At 32.3% G+C, this 19344-nt stretch carries 16 protein-coding genes; 12 read left to right on the top strand and 4 right to left on the bottom strand.

Annotated features, from left to right (window positions below; all coding sequences use genetic code 11):
• Window positions 1–15: 15 nt before the first annotated feature.
• The 12 genes from IX290_RS02335 (at window position 16) to IX290_RS02280 (ending at window position 12301) form a co-directional block, all read left to right on the top strand.
• Window positions 16–1779, top strand: coding sequence for a TIGR03960 family B12-binding radical SAM protein (locus IX290_RS02335; RefSeq protein WP_211491594.1), 1764 nt, complete (start codon window positions 16–18; stop codon window positions 1777–1779).
• Window positions 1780–1790: 11 nt separating this feature from the next.
• On the top strand, window positions 1791–2465 hold the full coding sequence (locus IX290_RS02330; protein ID WP_211491593.1) for a uracil-DNA glycosylase: 675 nt from the start codon (window positions 1791–1793) through the stop codon (window positions 2463–2465).
• An 85-nt stretch (window positions 2466–2550) separates the two neighbouring features.
• Window positions 2551–2910 (top strand): hypothetical protein, encoded by a 360-nt coding sequence (locus IX290_RS02325; RefSeq protein ID WP_211491592.1) that lies wholly within the window; start codon window positions 2551–2553, stop codon window positions 2908–2910.
• 16 nt (window positions 2911–2926) lie between these two features.
• Window positions 2927–4375, top strand: coding sequence for a UDP-N-acetylmuramoyl-L-alanyl-D-glutamate--2,6-diaminopimelate ligase (locus IX290_RS02320; protein ID WP_211491591.1), 1449 nt, complete (start codon window positions 2927–2929; stop codon window positions 4373–4375).
• Window positions 4376–4384: 9 nt separating this feature from the next.
• Window positions 4385–5224, top strand: a complete 840-nt coding sequence (kdsA, locus tag IX290_RS02315) for a 3-deoxy-8-phosphooctulonate synthase (protein ID WP_211491609.1) — start codon at window positions 4385–4387, stop codon at window positions 5222–5224.
• A gap of 13 nt (window positions 5225–5237) precedes the next feature.
• Entirely contained in the window at window positions 5238–6206 is a 969-nt protein-coding gene (locus tag IX290_RS02310) for a KpsF/GutQ family sugar-phosphate isomerase (protein ID WP_211491590.1), read from the top strand.
• A 77-nt stretch (window positions 6207–6283) separates the two neighbouring features.
• Window positions 6284–6484, top strand: coding sequence for a DUF1858 domain-containing protein (locus IX290_RS02305; RefSeq protein ID WP_211491589.1), 201 nt, complete (start codon window positions 6284–6286; stop codon window positions 6482–6484).
• 178 nt (window positions 6485–6662) lie between these two features.
• The gene (locus tag IX290_RS02300) at window positions 6663–7397 is read left to right on the top strand and encodes a DeoR/GlpR family DNA-binding transcription regulator (RefSeq protein ID WP_211491588.1); all 735 of its coding nucleotides are present in this window, start codon (window positions 6663–6665) and stop codon (window positions 7395–7397) included.
• The gene (gene pfkB, locus IX290_RS02295; RefSeq protein ID WP_211491587.1) at window positions 7394–8305 is read left to right on the top strand and encodes a 1-phosphofructokinase; all 912 of its coding nucleotides are present in this window, start codon (window positions 7394–7396) and stop codon (window positions 8303–8305) included. Before IX290_RS02300 ends, pfkB begins: the two co-directional genes overlap by 4 nt.
• Before the next feature lie 18 nt (window positions 8306–8323).
• Window positions 8324–10171, top strand: a complete 1848-nt coding sequence (locus tag IX290_RS02290) for a fructose-specific PTS transporter subunit EIIC (RefSeq protein ID WP_211491586.1) — start codon at window positions 8324–8326, stop codon at window positions 10169–10171.
• A gap of 187 nt (window positions 10172–10358) precedes the next feature.
• Complete coding sequence (locus tag IX290_RS02285) at window positions 10359–11072, top strand: complement resistance protein TraT (protein WP_211491585.1); 714 nt, start codon at window positions 10359–10361, stop codon at window positions 11070–11072.
• A 98-nt stretch (window positions 11073–11170) separates the two neighbouring features.
• Entirely contained in the window at window positions 11171–12301 is a 1131-nt protein-coding gene (locus IX290_RS02280) for a M20 family metallopeptidase (protein ID WP_211491584.1), read from the top strand.
• A 65-nt stretch (window positions 12302–12366) separates the two neighbouring features.
• Here IX290_RS02280 and IX290_RS02275 read toward each other — a convergent pair whose 3' ends face one another.
• From IX290_RS02275 to IX290_RS02260, 4 genes are all read right to left on the bottom strand, one after another.
• Window positions 12367–13299 (bottom strand): site-specific integrase, encoded by a 933-nt coding sequence (locus tag IX290_RS02275; RefSeq protein ID WP_211491583.1) that lies wholly within the window; start codon window positions 13297–13299, stop codon window positions 12367–12369.
• A gap of 214 nt (window positions 13300–13513) precedes the next feature.
• Complete coding sequence (locus IX290_RS02270; protein ID WP_349290733.1) at window positions 13514–13990, bottom strand: restriction endonuclease subunit S; 477 nt, start codon at window positions 13988–13990, stop codon at window positions 13514–13516.
• A 133-nt stretch (window positions 13991–14123) separates the two neighbouring features.
• The gene (locus tag IX290_RS02265) at window positions 14124–14753 is read right to left on the bottom strand and encodes a restriction endonuclease subunit S (RefSeq protein WP_211491582.1); all 630 of its coding nucleotides are present in this window, start codon (window positions 14751–14753) and stop codon (window positions 14124–14126) included.
• 141 nt (window positions 14754–14894) lie between these two features.
• Window positions 14895–19343, bottom strand: coding sequence for an HsdR family type I site-specific deoxyribonuclease (locus IX290_RS02260; RefSeq protein WP_211491581.1), 4449 nt, complete (start codon window positions 19341–19343; stop codon window positions 14895–14897).
• Between the last annotated feature and the right edge of the window lies 1 nt (window position 19344).

The raw sequence follows: 19344 nt of genomic DNA, 5'->3' as shown, positions 1-19344 counted from the left end.
TAGAAAGAGGAGAATATGAGAGTAAATTTAGATAAATATTTGCTAAAGGTTGAAAAACCTGCACAATACCTGGGAAATGAGATAAACAGTATACACAAAGATGAGTATAAAGCTAGAATGTGTCTTTTCTTCCCTGATATATATGAAGTTGGAATGTCAAATCTTGGAATCAAACTTCTATACAGCTTATTAAATAGAGTGGAAGGATTTTCTTTAGAGAGAGGATTTGCACCAATGGAAGATATGGAACAGATAATGAGAGAAAATAACATCCCTATGTTTTCACTTGAAAGCAAAATTCCGTTAAAAGAATTTGATGTAGTAGGATTTTCACTTTCTTATGAGATGTGCTATCCTAATGTTTTAAATGCTTTAGATCTTGCAGGAATACCAGTGAGAAGTGAAGATAGAGGAGAGGATGACCCTCTTATTATGGCTGGAGGAACTTGTATGGTAAATCCAGTGCCAATGGAAAAATTCCTTGACTATATTGTAATAGGAGATGGAGAAGAGGTAATGGTAGATATTGCCAAAGCCTTAATTGAAAATAGAGATAAGAGCAGAAAAGAAAAACTTGCTATAATTGGAGAATTTGATGGTGTATATGTGCCTTCAATTCACAAAGGAAAGAAAAAAATAAAAAGAGCTATTGTAGCTGATCTTAATAAAACAGAATACTATGCAGACCAGCTTGTACCATATATAAGTATAGTTCATGATAGAGCAACTGTTGAGATCCAAAGAGGATGCTCAAGAGGATGTAGATTCTGTCAGGCAGGAATAGTATATAGACCTGTAAGAGAAAGAAGTCTGGAAAAGAACCTTGAACTTATTTCGAAGATGATAAAAAATACAGGATATGAAGAGATATCTCTATCATCTCTATCAAGTAGTGACTATAGTGAGATAGATGACCTTATCAAAGGTGTAAAAAGCAATGTAAAACATAGAAATCTAGGTATTTCACTTCCATCTCTTAGAATGAATACACACTCTGTAGAGGTAGCTGAAGATATAAGTGGTGGAAAAAGAACTGGATTTACATTTGCTCCAGAAGCAGGTTCTCAAAGACTTAGAGATGTAATAAACAAAGGAGTAAATGAAAGTGATGTCCTTGAAACTGCAGAAGCAGCAGTAAGAGGAGGATGGGAAACACTTAAATTCTACTTTATGATAGGACTTCCATTTGAAACAGATGAAGATGTAAGAGGTATATATGAACTTGCTAAAAAAGTAGTGGATATATGCAGACCTATAAACAAAAGACTTAATGTAAATGTAAGTGTATCTAACTTCGTTCCAAAACCTCATACTCCATTCCAATGGGCTGAGCAGATGGATTTTGAAGAGATGAAGAGAAAACATGCAATGTTAAGAGAACTTTTCCACAAACAGAAGAGCTTAAATCTTAAAATACATGATACTAAAAAATCTTATCTTGAAGGATGTATCTCAAGAGGAGATGAAAAAACAGGAGATTTAATCGAACTTGCTTGGAAAAAAGGAGCAAAATTAGATGACTATAAAGATAACTTCCATATTTGGAAACATGCTATGGAAGAGTTGGGAATAGAGGAAAATCAATATCTGAAAGCAAGGGATATAGATAGTGAACTTCCATGGGATATTGTAGATATCGGTGTGGATAAAGAGTTCCTGAAAAAAGAACTTAAAAAAGCAGAACTTGCTACCTTAACACCACAATGTAGAGAAGCGTGTTCAGCATGTGGAATGAGAAAAAGATTCCCAAATTGTATGGTAATATCAAAAGAAAATTAGGAGGAAAAAAGATGGTAAACTTAGGAAATGACTGGGATGAGGTACTTAAAGATGAATTTTCAAAGGATTATTATAAAAAACTTAGAAAATTATTAGTGGAAGAGTATAAAACTCAAGTCATTTTTCCCAAGATGGAGAATATTTTTTCAGCTTTGAAATTAACTGGATATAAAGATACAAAGGTGTTGATACTTGGTCAGGATCCATATCATGGACCTAATCAGGCACATGGGCTTGCTTTTTCAGTAAGTCCTGAGGTGAGAACTCCACCTTCACTTTTAAATATGTATAAAGAGATAAGAGATGAGTATGGTTATCCTATACCTAATAATGGATATCTTATCCCTTGGGCAAAACAGGGAGTACTTCTTTTAAATACTTCACTTACTGTTAGACAGGGACAACCAAACTCACATTCTAAAATAGGTTGGGAAGTTTTTACAGATAATATTATAAAACATTTAAATGATAGAGAAGATCCTGTAATATTTGTATTATGGGGAAATAATGCACGAAAGAAAAAGAGCTTCATTACCAATAAACAGCATTTTATTTTAGAAGCTCCACATCCAAGTCCACTATCAGCAAGCAGAGGATTTTTTGGTTGTGGTCACTTCAAAAAGATAAATCAAATATTAGCGTCAATTGGGAAATCAGAAATAAACTGGCAGATTTCAGACCTTTAGTAGAAAAAATGTTATATTATTGGACACATAGAAGACACAGGAGTTAAATATAATGTATATATATTATAATGTCTGGAGGCTATATATGAAATATTTAGGTGTGCTCATGCTATGTATTTCTCTTTTGGCACTAAAAATTTATAGTAAAGATAAGGAAGAAGGGGCAAAGCACGTAGAAACATTGATTGTACAAAATATGCAAGATGATGATATTAGCGACATACGTGATGATTTACTAGAAAAATTTAACGACATAAAAACAGAATTAGCTCTTGTAAGAACCCAGATGCAGACTGAGATGAGAAAAGACACTCCTGACTGGGAAAAAATAAGACAGATGAACAACGAACAGTTCAGACTTCAGAATATGTTAGCTGAGAAGATGTCTGAGTATAAAGAGAGTGTAAAGACTCTACAGGGTGAAAACAAACTGGGTAAAAAGTAGCATTGAGGAGAAAGATATGAAAGATTTTTTATTTGGATTGGAACACGAAATTTTAAAAGAGGGAGAACCTCAAGAATATACTGGATTAGAGTATGATTCAAGAAAAATCAAGGAAGGAAACATTTTTGTTGCGTTAGAAGGAAGTGTCGTAGATGGACATAACTTCATTGGACAGGCAGTAAAAAATGGTGCTAAGTGCATTCTGGTTTCAAAAAAAATTGAGACTGAATTTCCAGTTACTTATATTTTAATTAAGGATTTAAGGAAAAAATTAGGGGTTATTGCGTCTAATTTTTATGATTGGCCTCAAAATAAGCTTAAAATAATTGGTATTACAGGAACTAACGGGAAAACTACTTCCACATATCTTTTGGAATCGATACTTGGAAGTAAAAATACCGCTAGAATAGGAACTGTAGAGTACAAAGTTGGAGATGAAATAATTGAAGCATCAAATACAACTCCAGAATCTTTGGATATAGTAAAAATATGTAAAAAGGCTGTGGAGAAAAATATTCCATATTTAGTTATGGAGGTAAGTTCTCATGCATTGGAGCTGGGTAGAGTTTCAATGCTTAAGTTTGATGCTGTTTCATTTACAAATCTTACTTTAGATCATTTAGATTATCATAAGACAATGGAAAACTACTTTCAAGCTAAAAGAAAGTTATTTACAATGCTTAAGCCTGGATGTGAGAAAAATTGTGTTGCTAATATCGATGATGCCTATGGTAAAAGACTTCATGATGAATTTGGAGGATACTCTTATTCAATGAAGGAAGAAGCAGACATTACTGGAAAGATTCTTGAATTCCATACTGATGGAGAATTAGTTGAAATCACTGCAAATGGTGAGACTTCAAAGATAAAACTTGCTATACTTGGTCGTTATAATTTCTATAACGTATTAGGTGTAATAGGAACAGCTCTTCAGCTTGGAATAAAAGAAGAAGATATATTAGATAGAATAAAAGATTTAAAAGGGGCTCCTGGAAGATTTGAACTTATCAATTGCAAACAGGATTTTATTGTTGTAGTTGACTATGCTCATACAGGAGATGCTCTTGAGAACATATTAAATAGTATAAATGAGTTGAAAATGGGAAGAGTTATCACAGTATTTGGCTGTGGTGGAGATAGAGACCCTAGAAAAAGACCTGTAATGGGAGAGATAGCTGTAAGACTAAGTGATATAGCTATACTTACTTCTGATAACCCTAGAACTGAAGATCCTCATAAAATAATAGAGGGAGTAAAAAAGGGAATGAAGGGTGACAACTATATAGTTGAAGAGGATAGAGAAAAAGCTATCATAAAGGCTATTGAACTTGCTCGTAAAAATGATATAATTTTAGTGGCAGGAAAAGGACATGAAACTTATCAGATCCTTGGAAGACATAAGATACATTTTGACGACAGAGAGTATATTAGACGTGAAATAGTCAGAAAAAGAAGTAGAGTATAAAGGGGGAAAATCGTGATAGACAAGGTAAAAGTTGTAAAAGTAGCCGATAAAGTCGAAATAGGTGGAAATAAAAGATTTGCTCTTATTGCTGGACCATGTGTAATTGAATCAGAAGAGATGGTAATGGAGATTGCTGGAAAGATAAAAGAGATTTGTGAAAGAGTTGGAGTTCAATACATTTTCAAAGCATCTTTTGATAAAGCAAATAGATCTTCAATTCACTCTTTTAGAGGACCTGGTCTTGAAAAAGGGCTTGAAATATTAAAAAAAGTAAAAGAAACATATAATATTCCTGTAATTACAGATGTCCATGAAGCATGGCAATGTAAAGAGGCAGCAAAAGTTGTAGATATACTTCAAATACCTGCATTTTTATGTAGACAGACAGATTTGCTTATAGCTGCAGCAGCTACAGGACTTCCAGTAAATATCAAAAAAGGACAATTTTTAGCTCCTTGGGATATGAAAAATGTAGTTACAAAAATGGAAGAAAGTAACAATACAAAAATTATGTTATGTGAAAGAGGAAGCACATTTGGATACAACAATATGGTTGTAGATATGAGATCATTTATGGAAATGAGAAAATTTGGATATCCAGTTGTATTTGATGTAACTCATGCAGTACAAAGACCTGGAGGACTTGGAACAGCTACTTCTGGGGATAGAGAGTATGTATTCCCTCTAATGAGAGCTGGACTTGCAATAGGTGTAGATGCAATATTTGCTGAAGTACACCCAAATCCAAATGAGGCTAAATCAGATGGACCAAATATGTTGTATCTTTCTGATCTTGAAGAGATACTTAAAGTAGCAGTAAAAATAGATGATCTTGTAAAAGGAAGATAGGGGCGGAATGTACATGGAATTTAATGAAGTGGATTACGCAAGAAGCGTATTTGATCAGGAAATAGAAGAACTTACAAAGGTGAGAGATCATCTTAACAGTTCAATAAGAGATGTTGCTAATCTCATCCTTAAGTCAAAAGGAAAAGTAGTAGTAACTGGAATTGGAAAATCTGGATTAATAGGTAAAAAGATAGCAGCAACACTTGCTTCTACTGGAACTCATGCAATCTTTATGAACTCTGCAGAGGGACTTCACGGAGATTTAGGTATGATATGTCCAGAAGATGTGGTTTTAGCTATATCAAACAGTGGGAACAGTGATGAGATAGTATCACTACTTCCATCAATTGAAAAAATAGGAGCTTCTGTTGTAGCAATGACAGGTAATAAGACTTCAAAATTAGGAAGAGCTGCTGACTATATTCTTGATATAGGAGTAACTAAAGAGGGATGTCCAATTAACCTTGCACCTATGTCATCTACTACAAGTACTCTTGTAATGGGAGATGCATTAGCTGCAATTTTAATTAAACGAAGAGATTTTAAACCTGAAAACTTCGCAGTATACCACCCAGGAGGAAGCCTTGGAAAAAGACTTCTTATGAAGGTTAAAGATATAATGAAAAAGGGAGAAGATTTGCCACTATGTGACAAAGAGAGTCCTATTAATGACGTAATAATGATAATGACTGAGAAAAGTCTTGGAGCAGTATGTGTTATGAATTCAGATATCATGGTAGGTATAATAACTGAAGGAGATATCAGAAGAGCACTTGCGAGAAAAGAAGAATTTTTCAATCTTAAAGCTAAAGATATTATGACAAGAAATTATACAAGAACAGATGAAGACAGTATGGCTATTGATGCACTTGCCCTTATGGAAGACAGAAAGAGCCAAATATCAGTACTTCCAGTAATGAAAGATCTTAAACTTGTTGGAATAGTAAGAGTCCATGATCTTTTAAATGTAGTAGGAAGATAGTTTTAAATAGTTGACATGGCAAGTAAATTTTATTATAATATTAGATATTAAATATTAAATTATTAGGAGTGGTATAAATGGTAGATAAAAATACAAACATTTTAGTAGCAGTTCAAAATTATCCAATAATCAGAGAAGTATTTGCTAAATACGGACTTGGATGCGTAGGATGCATGATCGCAGCTGGAGAAACTTTAGGAGAAGGAATCGCAGCTCACGGATTAAATCCTGATGAAGTAATTGCTGAAATCAACAGAGTAATATCTGAAAAAAAATAGTTTTATAAAAAACTTGAGAGATGGCTTATGCCATCTCTTTTTTTATTTTTTGATACAGTCATACTATATACATGTGAAAAATTGATTATTCTTGAATGATTGTGATTGAAGTTGAAAGAATTTGATTGATTTTAAATAAAAGATGTGGTAATATCAGATTAAGAAAGGTGGAGGTATTATGCTTAATATTGAAAGATACAATATTATTTCAGAATTATTACAGGAAAAAAAGAACATAAAGCTCAATGAAATAGTTGAAGAATTAGGAATATCTGAAGCCACTGCAAGACGGGATCTAAATTTTCTTGAAAAACAAGGAAAGATAAAGAGGGTCCATGGTGGAGCTGTACTTATAGAAGAGAAAGAGGAAAATATAGACTATAAGAAACTTATCTATCCAGATGCAAAGGACTGGATAGGTAAAAAGGCAGCAGAGTATGTAGAAAATGGGGATACCATCTTTTTAGATGCAGGAAGTACTACAGAGTGTGTAATAAAGTATCTCAAAGATAAAGTGGATATAAAGGTTGTAACCAATGGATTTACTCATATACCAGAACTTGTGAAAATGGGGATCGAAACCTATCTCTTAGGTGGAAAAATCAAAATGAAGACAGGTGCAGTAGTTGGAAGTACCGCAATGTTTACACTTGATAATTATAACTTTGATGTGGCATTTATGGGGTCTAATGCTGTGGGAGAAAATGGGTATTCCACTCCAGATCCAGATGAGGTATTGGTAAAAAGAGAGGCAGTTAAGAGAGGAAAAAAGGTTTTCTTCTTGTGTGATAGTTCAAAGATGAATAAAAAGTCATTTCTGAAATTTGCTTCTTTAAATGATGGTGTTTTAATAACTGAAGGAGATATTCCTGAAAATATAAAAAAACTATTGAAAACGGAGGGTGAAAAATGATTTATACAGTGACATTGAACCCAGCTGTAGATTATTACATAACAATGGATAAATTTGTCGAGGGTGGTCTAAATTCAGTAGATGATGGTTATACTCTGGCAGGTGGAAAGGGAATCAACGTATCAAAGGTTTTGGAAAACTGTGATATGGAAAGTGTAGTTCTTGGATTTGTAGGAGGATTTACTGGAGACTATATAAGAAAGGATTTGAGAAGTCATAAGATTGTTGATAGACTTGTAGAGCTTGAGGAGAATACAAGAATCAATATCAAACTTAAAACTGAAAAAACAGAAACAGAGATAGCAGGTAGACCTCCTAAAATAAGTGAGGAAGTTTATGCTAAATTTGTAGAGGAGATAAAAAAGATCAAAAAAGGTGATACACTTGTACTTTCTGGAAGTGTACCAAAATCTCTAAAACCTACTGTGTATGCAGATATAATTGAAAATCTTCCTGAGGGAGTAAAGGTTGTATTGGATACAAGAGGAGAACCATTTAAATACGCTCTTGAAAAAGGAGTATTTTTAGTAAAACCTAATCAGGTAGAGTTAGAAGAGTTTTTTGGAGAAAAGTATGAAAATATAGAGGATCTTATAGAGGCTGGGAAAAAACTTCGTGACCTAGGAAGTGAAAATGTTATTATTTCTCGTGGAAAGGATGGTTCTATTCTTATAACAGGTGATGAGGTATACATAGGAAATGTTCCTAAAGGAAAACTTGTAAGTTCTGTAGGAGCAGGGGACTCTATGGTTGCTGGGACTTTATTTGGTCTTGCAAGAGGAAGAATAATGCGAGATGCTTATAGATATGGAATATGTGCTGGAAGTGCCACAGCATTTAAAACAGGGCTTGCAAACTTAAATGAAATAGAGAATCTATTACATGAAGTGGAAATTATAAAAAAATAATTTAGGAGGGCGATGGGAATGTTAGAACAGATGTTAACAAAAGATTGTATATGTCTTGAGCTAAAAGGAAAAACCAAAGCTGAAGTTATAGACGAGATGGTAGATATACTATATTCAGCTGGGAAATTAAATGACAAAGAGGAGTATAAAAAAGCGATACTTAAAAGAGAGGCTGAAAGTTCTACTGGGTTGGAAGAAGGAATTGCAGTACCTCATGCTAAAACATCAGCAGTAAAAATACCAAGTATAGCTTTTGGACTATCAAAAGATGGAGTGGATTACAACTCTTTAGATGGAGAACCATCAAAGATATTCTTTATGATAGCTGCTCCTGCAAATGCTGCAGACACACATATTGAAGTACTATCAAAACTTACTACAATGTTATTAGAAGATGAAGTGAGAGAAAAACTCCTGAACGCTAAGACTCAGCAGGATGTTTTAGATACTTTGATTACTGATGAAGAAAAACCAGTTGTAGAGGTTGAAAATGAGGGTGGATATGAGGTTCTTGCAGTAACTGCATGTCCTACAGGAATAGCTCATACATATATGGCTGCTGACTCTCTTATTAAGAAAGCAAAAGAGATAGGAGTAAAGATAAAAGTAGAAACAAATGGTTCTACAGGAGTAAAAAATGAACTTACAGATGAGGATATAAAAAATGCCAAAGGAATTATAATAGCTGCAGATAAAAATGTAGAAATGGCAAGATTTGAAGGAAAACATGTTGAGATAGTGCCAGTTACTCAAGGTATAAAAAATCCTGAAGGACTTATAAAAAATGCTATGGCTCAATCTGCACCAGTATTCCACTACAGTGGAGAAAAAAAATCTACTGGTAAGAAAGAAAAGACAGGATTTTATAAACACCTGATGTCAGGGGTATCAAATATGTTACCGTTTGTTGTTGGTGGGGGTATTCTAATAGCTATATCATTTATGTTTGGAATCCATGCTGCAGACCCAGCTGATCCAAGCTATAGCCCAATAGCAAAATTACTTAGTGATATTGGTGGAGGAAATGCATTTTTCCTAATGGTTCCAGTTATGGCAGGATTTATAGGTATGAGTATAGCTGATAGACCAGGATTTGCACCAGCAATGGTTGGAGGACTTATTTCACTTAATAATGGTGGAGGATTCTTAGGAGGACTTATTGGAGGGTTCTTAGGAGGTTACTCTGTAGTACTACTTAAAAAACTATTTTCTAAACTTCCAGATAGTTTTGAAGGATTAAAACCAGTACTTCTGTATCCACTATTTGGTATATTCATTACAGGTGCACTTATGTATCTATTTATAGTTAATCCTATAGCAGCAATAAACAGTGGACTAACAGAGTTCTTGAGAAATCTTGGAACAGGAAACCTTATCCTTCTTGGAATAATTACAGGTGGAATGATGGCTATTGATATGGGAGGACCTATTAATAAAGCTGCATTTACATTTGGTATTATGATGATATCTAATGGAGATTATGCACCACATGCTGCTGTTATGGCAGGAGGTATGGTACCACCTTTAGGAATAGCTCTTGCAACTACTTTCTTTAAAAATAAATTTACAAAAGAGGAAAGAGAAGCTGGTAAGACTTGTTATATCATGGGACTTTCATTTATTACAGAGGGTGCAATACCGTTTGCTGCTGCAGACCCAATTAGAGTCATACCATCATGTGTAATTGGAGCAGCTATTGCTGGTGGACTTTCAATGTTCTTTAAAGTATTACTTCCAGCACCACATGGAGGAATATTTGTTGTGCCAGTGGTGACTCATCCAGTTCAATATATGATTTCAATACTTATTGGTTCAATAGTTACTGCAGTTCTTATTGGATATATTAAAAAACCAGTAATAAAATAATGAATGATAAACAGAATAAAAAATATAATCTTTGGGAAATTTATTATATTGATTTCAATTATCGAAAAAGACTGTAACTGAAGAGTTTGAATGAGGTATAAATTATAAATGAATAAAAAAATGTAGTAAGTTAAAGTAAAGTATAGTATAATACTAAATAAAATTAGTATTAGAAAAGGAGGACAATATGAAGAAAATAATATTGTTAGTTCTAACAACATTGGTTTTGGCTTTTAGTGGATGTTCAGCTCTTGATACTGCTGTAAAAAAGAGAAATCTTGAAACTCAAACAAAAATGTCAGAGACTATATGGTTAAATCCACAGTTCATTGGAGACAAAACTGTATTCGTGCAGGTAAAAAATACTTCTACATCGAATATTTCACTTGAACAGGATATAAAGAATGTACTTATAGGAAAAGGATATAAAATTGTAAATACACCAAATAATGCAAATTACTGGTTACAGGTAAATCTTCTAAATGTTGGAAAGATGGATCTTAAAGAATCAGAAGCAGCTTTAACAGGACTTACTGGTGCTGGTATTGGTGCAACAATAGGAGCATACAATACTGGTTCTGCAAATACTGCAGTAGGTTGGGGTATTGTCGGAGGAATAGCTGGAGTTGTTGCTGACGCTATGGTTTCAGACAACTACTATACTATGATAACAGATATCCTTGTAAGTGAAAAAACACCTTACAAAGTAAGTCATAATGCAGTAAATGCAACTACTCAAGGTACTAGAGGAGTAAATATGACTGAATCAGCAAATAGTACTAATATGAATAAATATCAAACTAGAGTAGTAAGTACAGCTAACCAGGTTAACTTAAAACTTCAGGAAGCTGAACCACAGCTTAAAGCTGAATTATTGAAAGTAATAAGCAATATATTCTAGTAGTATAGGAAGACTGGATAAACTTAGTTTATTCCAGTCTTCTTTTATTTATTATTTAAAGAAAATAGGGTATCATTAAGGGTAGGGGGGAATTGGACATGAAATATTTTAATCTTGATGAGTATTTAAATATATTGGAAAAACTTGTAAATATAGATAGTAATAGCTTTGATAAGGAAGGAGTAGATAGGGTAGCAGATATATTAGAAAAACTTTATGGTGAACTGGATGTAGAGGTAAACAGATATAGATTTGATGATAGAGCAGGTTCTTGTCTTGAGATACGAAATCATCCAGAGTCTGAAGGGATAGATGTAATGATGGTAGGACATATGGATACTGTCCTTCCTACAGGATCTGTATTGGAACGACCCTTTTCATGTGACAGTAAGATAGCTCATGGACCTGGAGTTTGTGATATGAAATCAGGACTTTTAAATATCTATTATATTTTTAAAGAACTTGTATCTGAAAATACGCCATTAAAGTTATGTGTTGCAATAAATAGTGATGAGGAGATATCTTCAATGTATTCAAATGAATGGATAAGAAGTTTAGGAAAGAAGAGCAAGTATGGACTGGTATTTGAAGCAGGTAGAAGAAATGGTGCAGGAGTAAAAGAAAGAAAAGGAATGGGACGTTTTTTGATTGAATTTCATGGGAAGTATGCCCATGCTGGGGTAAATCCTCAAGAGGGAGCAAGTGCAATTCATGAGATGGCATACTGGATTACAACTCTTGTATCTCTAAACGATTATGAAAAGGGAACTACTGTTAATATTGGAACTGTAAATGGAGGAATTGGAGCAAATGTTGTAGCTGAAAGAGCTCAGTTTCAACTGGATATTAGGTATGATGATATAAATGAGTATGAGAAGATAGTAAAAACTCTTAAAAAATTACATGACAAACCATTTATACAAGGAGTAAGTTCTAAAATTACGGATTTGGGATTTAAACCTCCTATGTTAGGTGATGATATAACAGAGAAATTTATTGAGTTGATGAATAGAAAGGGAAAAAATTGTGGTTTGAATATGAGGTGGGTAAAAACTGGAGGATGCTCTGATGGAAACTATATGGCTTATGAAGGGTGCCATGTACTAGATGGTCTGGGACCGATTGGTGATGGTGCTCATGGAGATAAGGAGATAATGGTAGTAGATAGTATCAAACCTCGTATAGAGATGGTATATCAGGCATTGAAGGAGCTAGAAAAGGAAATGTAAAGTATAAGCAGATGGGAAATCATCTGCTTATTTTATTATAAAATGCAAGTCAATTGAATAAAATACTATGAAAGTCCTGATAAAGTTCTCATAACCAGGTCGATATCTTTGTTTTCAAGCTCCTGTATTATATGTAAATAAGTTTTCTGAGTAGTGTTGATACTGGAATGCCCAAGACGTCTTGCAACACTGGCAGTTGATACTCCAGCGAATAAAAGAAGTGATGCATGAGTATGTCTTAAACCATGAATTGAAATAACTGGTACTTTGCTTTTTTTGCATAATCTTGTAAGTTTATCATTGATAGTTGAATTGTAGATTTTTTTATCTTTACTTACAAATATAGGTTTATCAAATGGGTAATCTTTTAGTAGTTCTGAAAATTGAATCACAGTTTGCCAGTCAATTTGTACTTTGCGTACAGATGAACGGTTTTTGGTAGGAAGAAATCCACCTTTTCCTTTATAATCCCAGGTCTTTGAAATAGATACAGACTGGTGTCTAAAATCGAAGTCCTCAGGTGTAAGAGCCAGTGCTTCTGAAAATCTCATTCCTGTTTTTGCAACTAGAAGAATAAAGTAGTCCCAGTTAATTTCCTCTTTGAGAGTAAGATTGGAAAGTAAAGTTTGAAGTTGAAATTGGTTAAGGTACTTTATTTTTTTAGCTTTAGGTGCTTTTCCTTTTATGATAGCTTTTCTGGTAGGATCTCTGTCAATAAGTCCTTCGTCAACAGCGTCTAAAATAGCTCCTTTAATTTGGTGATGAAAATCCATTGTGGTCTGCCGTTCATGAGTTTTAGCATAACCATTGATAAGCTTTTGATATTCAATTCTATCAAAGTTTTCTAAAGTTAAATCAGGTACAAGTCTTGTAAGCCATCTGTGAGTCATGATATATTTTTTCATTGTTACTTCTCTCACAGCACCATTTTTGTAAACTTCAATCCATCTTTTGTAAAAATCACAAAACAGTTCTTTGCTCTTTACTTTTTTTGTCATGTTTAATCCCTCCTTTTTAAATTGACTTACGCTTTTATTTAGTAATAAAATTTATATATTTTGATATATTTTTTTTAGGTGGATGAATATATGAGTGTTTTAGAGTTATTTAGCTTGTAGTTTTACATAAAAAGTTTATACTTCAAATAGTTTTTGTGTATAACTGGAAGTGAGCATTTGTAAAATAAATGTCTGGTTTTTTGATTTCAAACTTTTACTGATGAAGGGTAATAAGGTTATCCAGTGCTTTAAAATATTGACCTATTTTTTCTTGTTCTTTTGATGAAGGAGTATTTATTTCTGTAGTAATTATATTGTTAGAAGTTAATGATTCAAAAGTTGAACCGCAAGATAGCTTTTTCCAGTAATTTTCTTCGTTTAATTTTACAAGAGTTTGGAAAATAAATTCATTTGCTTTAATTGCGGCTACTCCTCTTCCAATTACAGCATCATAGTTAGTTTTTCCAATTTCACCTGCTGGTGCTCTTACACTCATAATCAGATCTCCGGCTTCTGCTTTTTTTGTAATCTGTGTAGTCCAGATTCTTGGTTTTACCCATCCATTAATCAAATCAGCATTTCCTTGGACAAGGATGTATTTACTAGGTGTTTTAGAGTAAGTTTTACCATCAGGAGACTGTCCCATTGTTATTTGTGTAATATTTCCTAACTGTTCCTGTTCCCAAGTTATAGTCGTTTTTTTAGCAAAAAAATCAATATTTTTTAATTTTTAGACAATTTTTGTGATATTTCAGCTAATTTTTTATATATTTTATAGAATTTTTATTTATTTTTTAATTTTAAAATTTTAATTATAATTTCATCTACACAAACATCTTTTCAAGCATAGATTTCTTAATTATTTGTAATTTTTCAACCTTACGCTGATGAAGGGTAATAAGGTTGTCTAGTGCTTTAAAATAACTTCCTAAAAAAATCTGCTCATTTGTATTTTTAGGAATAATAGGTGAAATTTGTAATAAATTTTTTTGACTTACTCCTTTTGCAGTTCCACCACTAGACATAGAAATTAAGGTATTGGATATAAGAGGAGTTTTCAATAAATAAGCCAAAAAATTTTCTGTTAAAAAGTTGGAATTTACCTCAAAGGCAATAGTTCGTTGTGATAAAATGTATTTATTATCATCAGGAATCTGAGCAACATTTCCCATTGGAGCTTCGGTTGTAAAAAGAACTTGGTTTTTATGTAATTCATTTCCAAGCATCCATTTGTTATATAATTCATCATTTCCATAGTGTACATCTTGTGAAAAATCGATATATCCATCTTTTACATTTAAAGCAGACAACGCAAGGTATCCTTTATTGCTCCATGACATGTTTAATTTTCTAGGAGTTCGACCCCTAAAATCAATAATTTTTATTATTATATCTTGTAACTCATACTGTTCCCAATCATTTGTTAGAAAAAATATAACAAAATAAATTGTCATTATATTATTAAAACTAACTAAATAAGACTATATAATTAAATATCTTTTCATTAAACAATAAAATTTAATAACTTGGATAAAAACTATAAAAAGAAACAAAAAAAGTCAGTTGCCTGACTTTTTTCTTAATATGATATATTTTTATTTCTTGTTTTTCTTTTCCTGACCACTATCAGCAGCATTACGATTTGGAGTAGTATTCATAAAATATTCAATGATTTTTTTATCTTTTTCTTCTTCGTAAATATCAAATCCACCGCTCATAATGAATTCTCTTAGGAGATTTGAAATATCCCGATTTATCAAGAAAGGAGGTATCTTTTTTCCCTTTTTCTTTTCAAGAAATTCCTTTGCTTTTTTTCTGTCTACAGTTTTTTCAAGATCATCAAATCTACCATATTCGTTTATGTTTTTTTCATCTACATTGGATTCAAGGAACTTTTCAACAAGTTCTACACTTACTCCAATAGCGTTATGAAGATTTAAAATCTGTTTATTTTTATAAGCTACCTGATAGTCTGTTATATAATCTCTGAATGTTTTTCCTTTTACAAGCTTTACATCTCCGCTTTCAATATCATGAAGAAAGATATTGGCAAATTTCTGCTCTTCCTGATTTAAACTTGCGAAAGATTTATGAAGTTCATTTAGTGTATTTTGAAATTCTTCAGGATTAATATGTTTTTGATCAAGATCTTTTAAATATTTTTCAAATCTTGAGTTCATATAGTCATTATCTATTTTTCCAGTATCAATTTCTGTAAGATATCCCTCAATATCATAAGGAACATCTTCTTGTTCCTCATGCTCCTCTTTTGCCAACTCTTTATATCTTTGAAGAAGTACGTTATATATCTGTTCTGTTATTAACACTTTTATTGATTCATGGTTGTCAAATACGTATTCATCCTGTTTCCATGTAAATCCTTGCACTTTTCCGGCTTCAAAGTATTTATTAAATTGAGAAAATAGCTTTGCAAATTGTCCTTTTTCAGTTGGGTCTTTAGGTAGAGTTTCAAAATTTTCTACTTTTGCTGATTTAAATAGAGCCTGTATATCTTTAAAGATTTCATTCATCTTATTTAAATTATATGGAAGATGCTCAACAAACAGATCTACCTCTCTGTCTCCAGAGTAGTATTTTACTGCTTCCTTAATATTCTGTTCCATTGTATTAGGAAAACGATAATATCTTATTACTCCAAATGGTTTATCTGGACCAAAAAGTCTATTAGTTCTAGAAAATGCCTGAATAATATTTTCATATACAAGGACTTTATCAAGGTAAAGGGTATTTACCCATTTAGAGTCAAATCCAGTAAGCATCTGATCTACAACAATTAAAATATCCAGTTGTTTATCTTTGTCCCGTTCAATGAATTTATACGTATCTTTATGCGAAAGTCTCATTGAGATATCTTTCTTAAAAAGATTATGTGTAGCAAGATCAAAACTCATTCCATATTTTTCATTGTAATCCTGCATTATTTCTACAAGACCATCTTCTTTGAATAGTGGATTGCTTTTATCACTGATTCCATTATTATCAATATTTGAATCAAAAAGAGCAGTGACTTTTAAGTTAGGCATCTTTTCTTTAAATAGTCTGTAATAAATTATTGCTTCATTTATTGAACTTGTTGCAAATATTCCATGAAATTTACCATTTTGGCTTAATGTTAACCAGTTATCTGAAATATCCTGCAACACCATATTTCTATGTGTATCAGTTTCATATTGTACTTTTTTTATTTCATCTTCAATTCCACTTATATACTTTCCATTTTCATCAGTATATCCAGCCATAGGGACATCTTGTATGTATTTCATGTAAATAGAGTTTGTACTTGGGTCACTAATAGCTGCCAGTTCTGTAAGACAACCTGCTTTTTTTAGAGCAACTTTTTTTCTAAGATCCTTATCTTTATACGTATTTATTTTATACGGATAGAATCCCAAAACATTTCCGTCTCTGATTCCATCTGCAATAGTATATCTATGAAGTTCATCTCCGAATATTGTAGATGTAGTTGAATTTTTCTTTTTATTTTTATCATATATTGGAGTACCCGTAAAACCAAAGAAAACTGCGTCAGGGAAGGTTTCTTTAATTGTAGCAAGCATATCTCCAAAGGTTGATCTATGTGCCTCATCTACAATAAATACAATACGTTTATTACTCATTTTTTTAATATCAGCAGCATTAAGGCCATTTTCATCAAGTTCAATTCTACTCATTTTCTGAATAGATGTAACAATTAAAGTATTTGCAGGGTCATTGCTTTTTAGTTTTGATATTAGAGTATGTGTATTTTCAGTAGCTTGTACATCATCAGAATCATCTGCAAATCCTCTATATTCATGAAGAGATTGAGTTCCAAGCTCAATTCTATCCATTAGGAAAATAACTTTGTCAGCATCTTTTGAATTAGCAATAAGCTGAGCTGATTTAAAAGATGTCATTGTCTTTCCACTTCCAGTAGTATGCCAGATATATCCCCCACGAATATGATTTTGATCCCATTTTATTTTAGAAACTTTATCTGAAATTTCATTAGCTGCATAGTATTGATAAGATCTCATAACTTTTAAAATTCCATCTGAATCATCTGCTACAGTGTAAAATCCAATAAGTTGATGAGCCATAGGGATTGATAAGAGTCTTGTTGAAATATCTTTCCAGTTATTTAATGGCTCGTTATTGAAATCTGCCCAATGGAAGTAGAAGTCTGGGTTGAATTTTCCGTCAGGTCCTGGGTTAGCAAAGTAAACACACTCTTCAGGGTTCATAGCAACGAATATCTGTACCAGAGCATAAATTCCTGTAAAAATTCCCTCATGGGCATATTTTTCAATCTGATTATACGCTTGACTTACTGGAATACCATGTTTTTTTAGTTCAACATGAATAACAGGCATTCCATTGATAAGTAGCATAAAATCACCACGTCTATCATTTAAAATGGGAGATTTTGCTCTAAAAATAGGTTGTTGTGCTATCTGATATCTACTTTGTCCTGCAGCTATTTCATGTCTATCATATATTTTAAGGCTGACCATCTTTCCAAGATGTTCTTTGTCATCCTCATTATCTCTGATTATAGAGACGGTTTTCCCATTAATGAACCCATTCAGCTTTAATGGAGTTCTCAGGTTGTTAATTTGATCTAAAACTTGTTTCATTTCAGTTTTTGTTAGAGGAGCATCACCTAATCTGTCACGACCTCTGTTGTTTTCAAAAAGGATGTTTGCCCAGTTTTGAATAAGATCTTCTTCAGTAGGATATTTCAAAACTTCATTTGCCCATCCATTTTTTTTCAAATCATTAATGAGTGCTTTTTCAAAGTCTGCTTCGCTTTTAAAAATCAATTTCTGTGTCCTCCTCCCTAAATATTTTTCTGTTTTTATAGCTAAAATACTAATTTTTTTGTAATTTTGTGCAAAATCCATACCCTGATGAAGGGTAATAAGGTTATCTATACATTGTAAAGTCTGTCCAATTTGCTTTTGTTCTGGAACACATGGGACTAACATTTTTTCTTCCATAAAATCATTTGCTACAAGATTAGTCATCATGGTAGAAGATTTTGTTGACCTAATTAAAATATCACGCATAATAAGTTCGTTATTAATTGCATATTTCCAAAAACATAAATCATAATCCATGATGGGTGTAAATACATCGAAAACATGGGAAATAATGCCTGGTCCTATTGTATTTGCAACAAATCTGCCATGAGTAAAATTTTTATTTTTATTTCCTTCAAAGGCAATATCGCCAATTTTAAAAACATTATATGTTTTTAAATATTCCTTGTTAGAAATATATGTATCAGTTTTATAATACATATTTGCAACTGAAATTATATCCTGCTCAGTGTAAGATAAGTCGTTTTTGACATTAATTTTTTTATATAGTTGCTCAAATTTATACTGTTCCCAAGCGTCAGTAAATCCTTTAAATCTTACTTCTGGAATTTTTTTATTATTTTTAGGAAACATTTTTTCAAGCATAGCTTTTTTAAATATTTTCAACTTTTCACACTTACGTTGATGAAGGGTAATAAGGTTATCCAGTGCTTTAAAATATTGACCTATTTTCTTTTGTTCTATGATTGTTGGGTAAGTGATTAAAACTTTTGAAATTTCATTTTTATTAATTTTCTTAGGAAAAGCTATATGTAAAGTTCTATGCCAGAGTTCCTTTTTTACAGAAGGTGAGTTAATACATTCATTTAAAAAAAAGGAATCCAAATATAATGGTTTAAGTAGAGCTAAACTTACATAATATGCAATAGGTTGTCTTTCTTGTAATACATTTGCAGTGCCGATATCTCCTATTCTAGTCATGAAAACATCACCATATTCGGGAAATACCTTGAAATTTTTTTTATAATCTTGTTCAGATATAAATTTATTTGATTTTAGTTTTCCTATATTTTCAACTGATAAAAACATTACACCACTTTCAGTATATTTAGGTGTCTGATGAGTTCCATCATATATTTCGCATAATTTACCTAACTGTTCCTGTTCCCAATCATCAGTAAACCCTTTAAATCTAATGGCAGGTGTTTTTTTCTTACTCATA

Origin of the sequence: Fusobacterium sp. DD2, assembly GCF_018205345.1 — a bacterium.
Taxonomy (GTDB): Bacteria; Fusobacteriota; Fusobacteriia; order Fusobacteriales; family Fusobacteriaceae; genus Fusobacterium_A.
The sequence above is the reverse complement of the archived record's forward strand: the minus strand, read 5'-3'. Positions and strand labels throughout refer to the sequence as shown.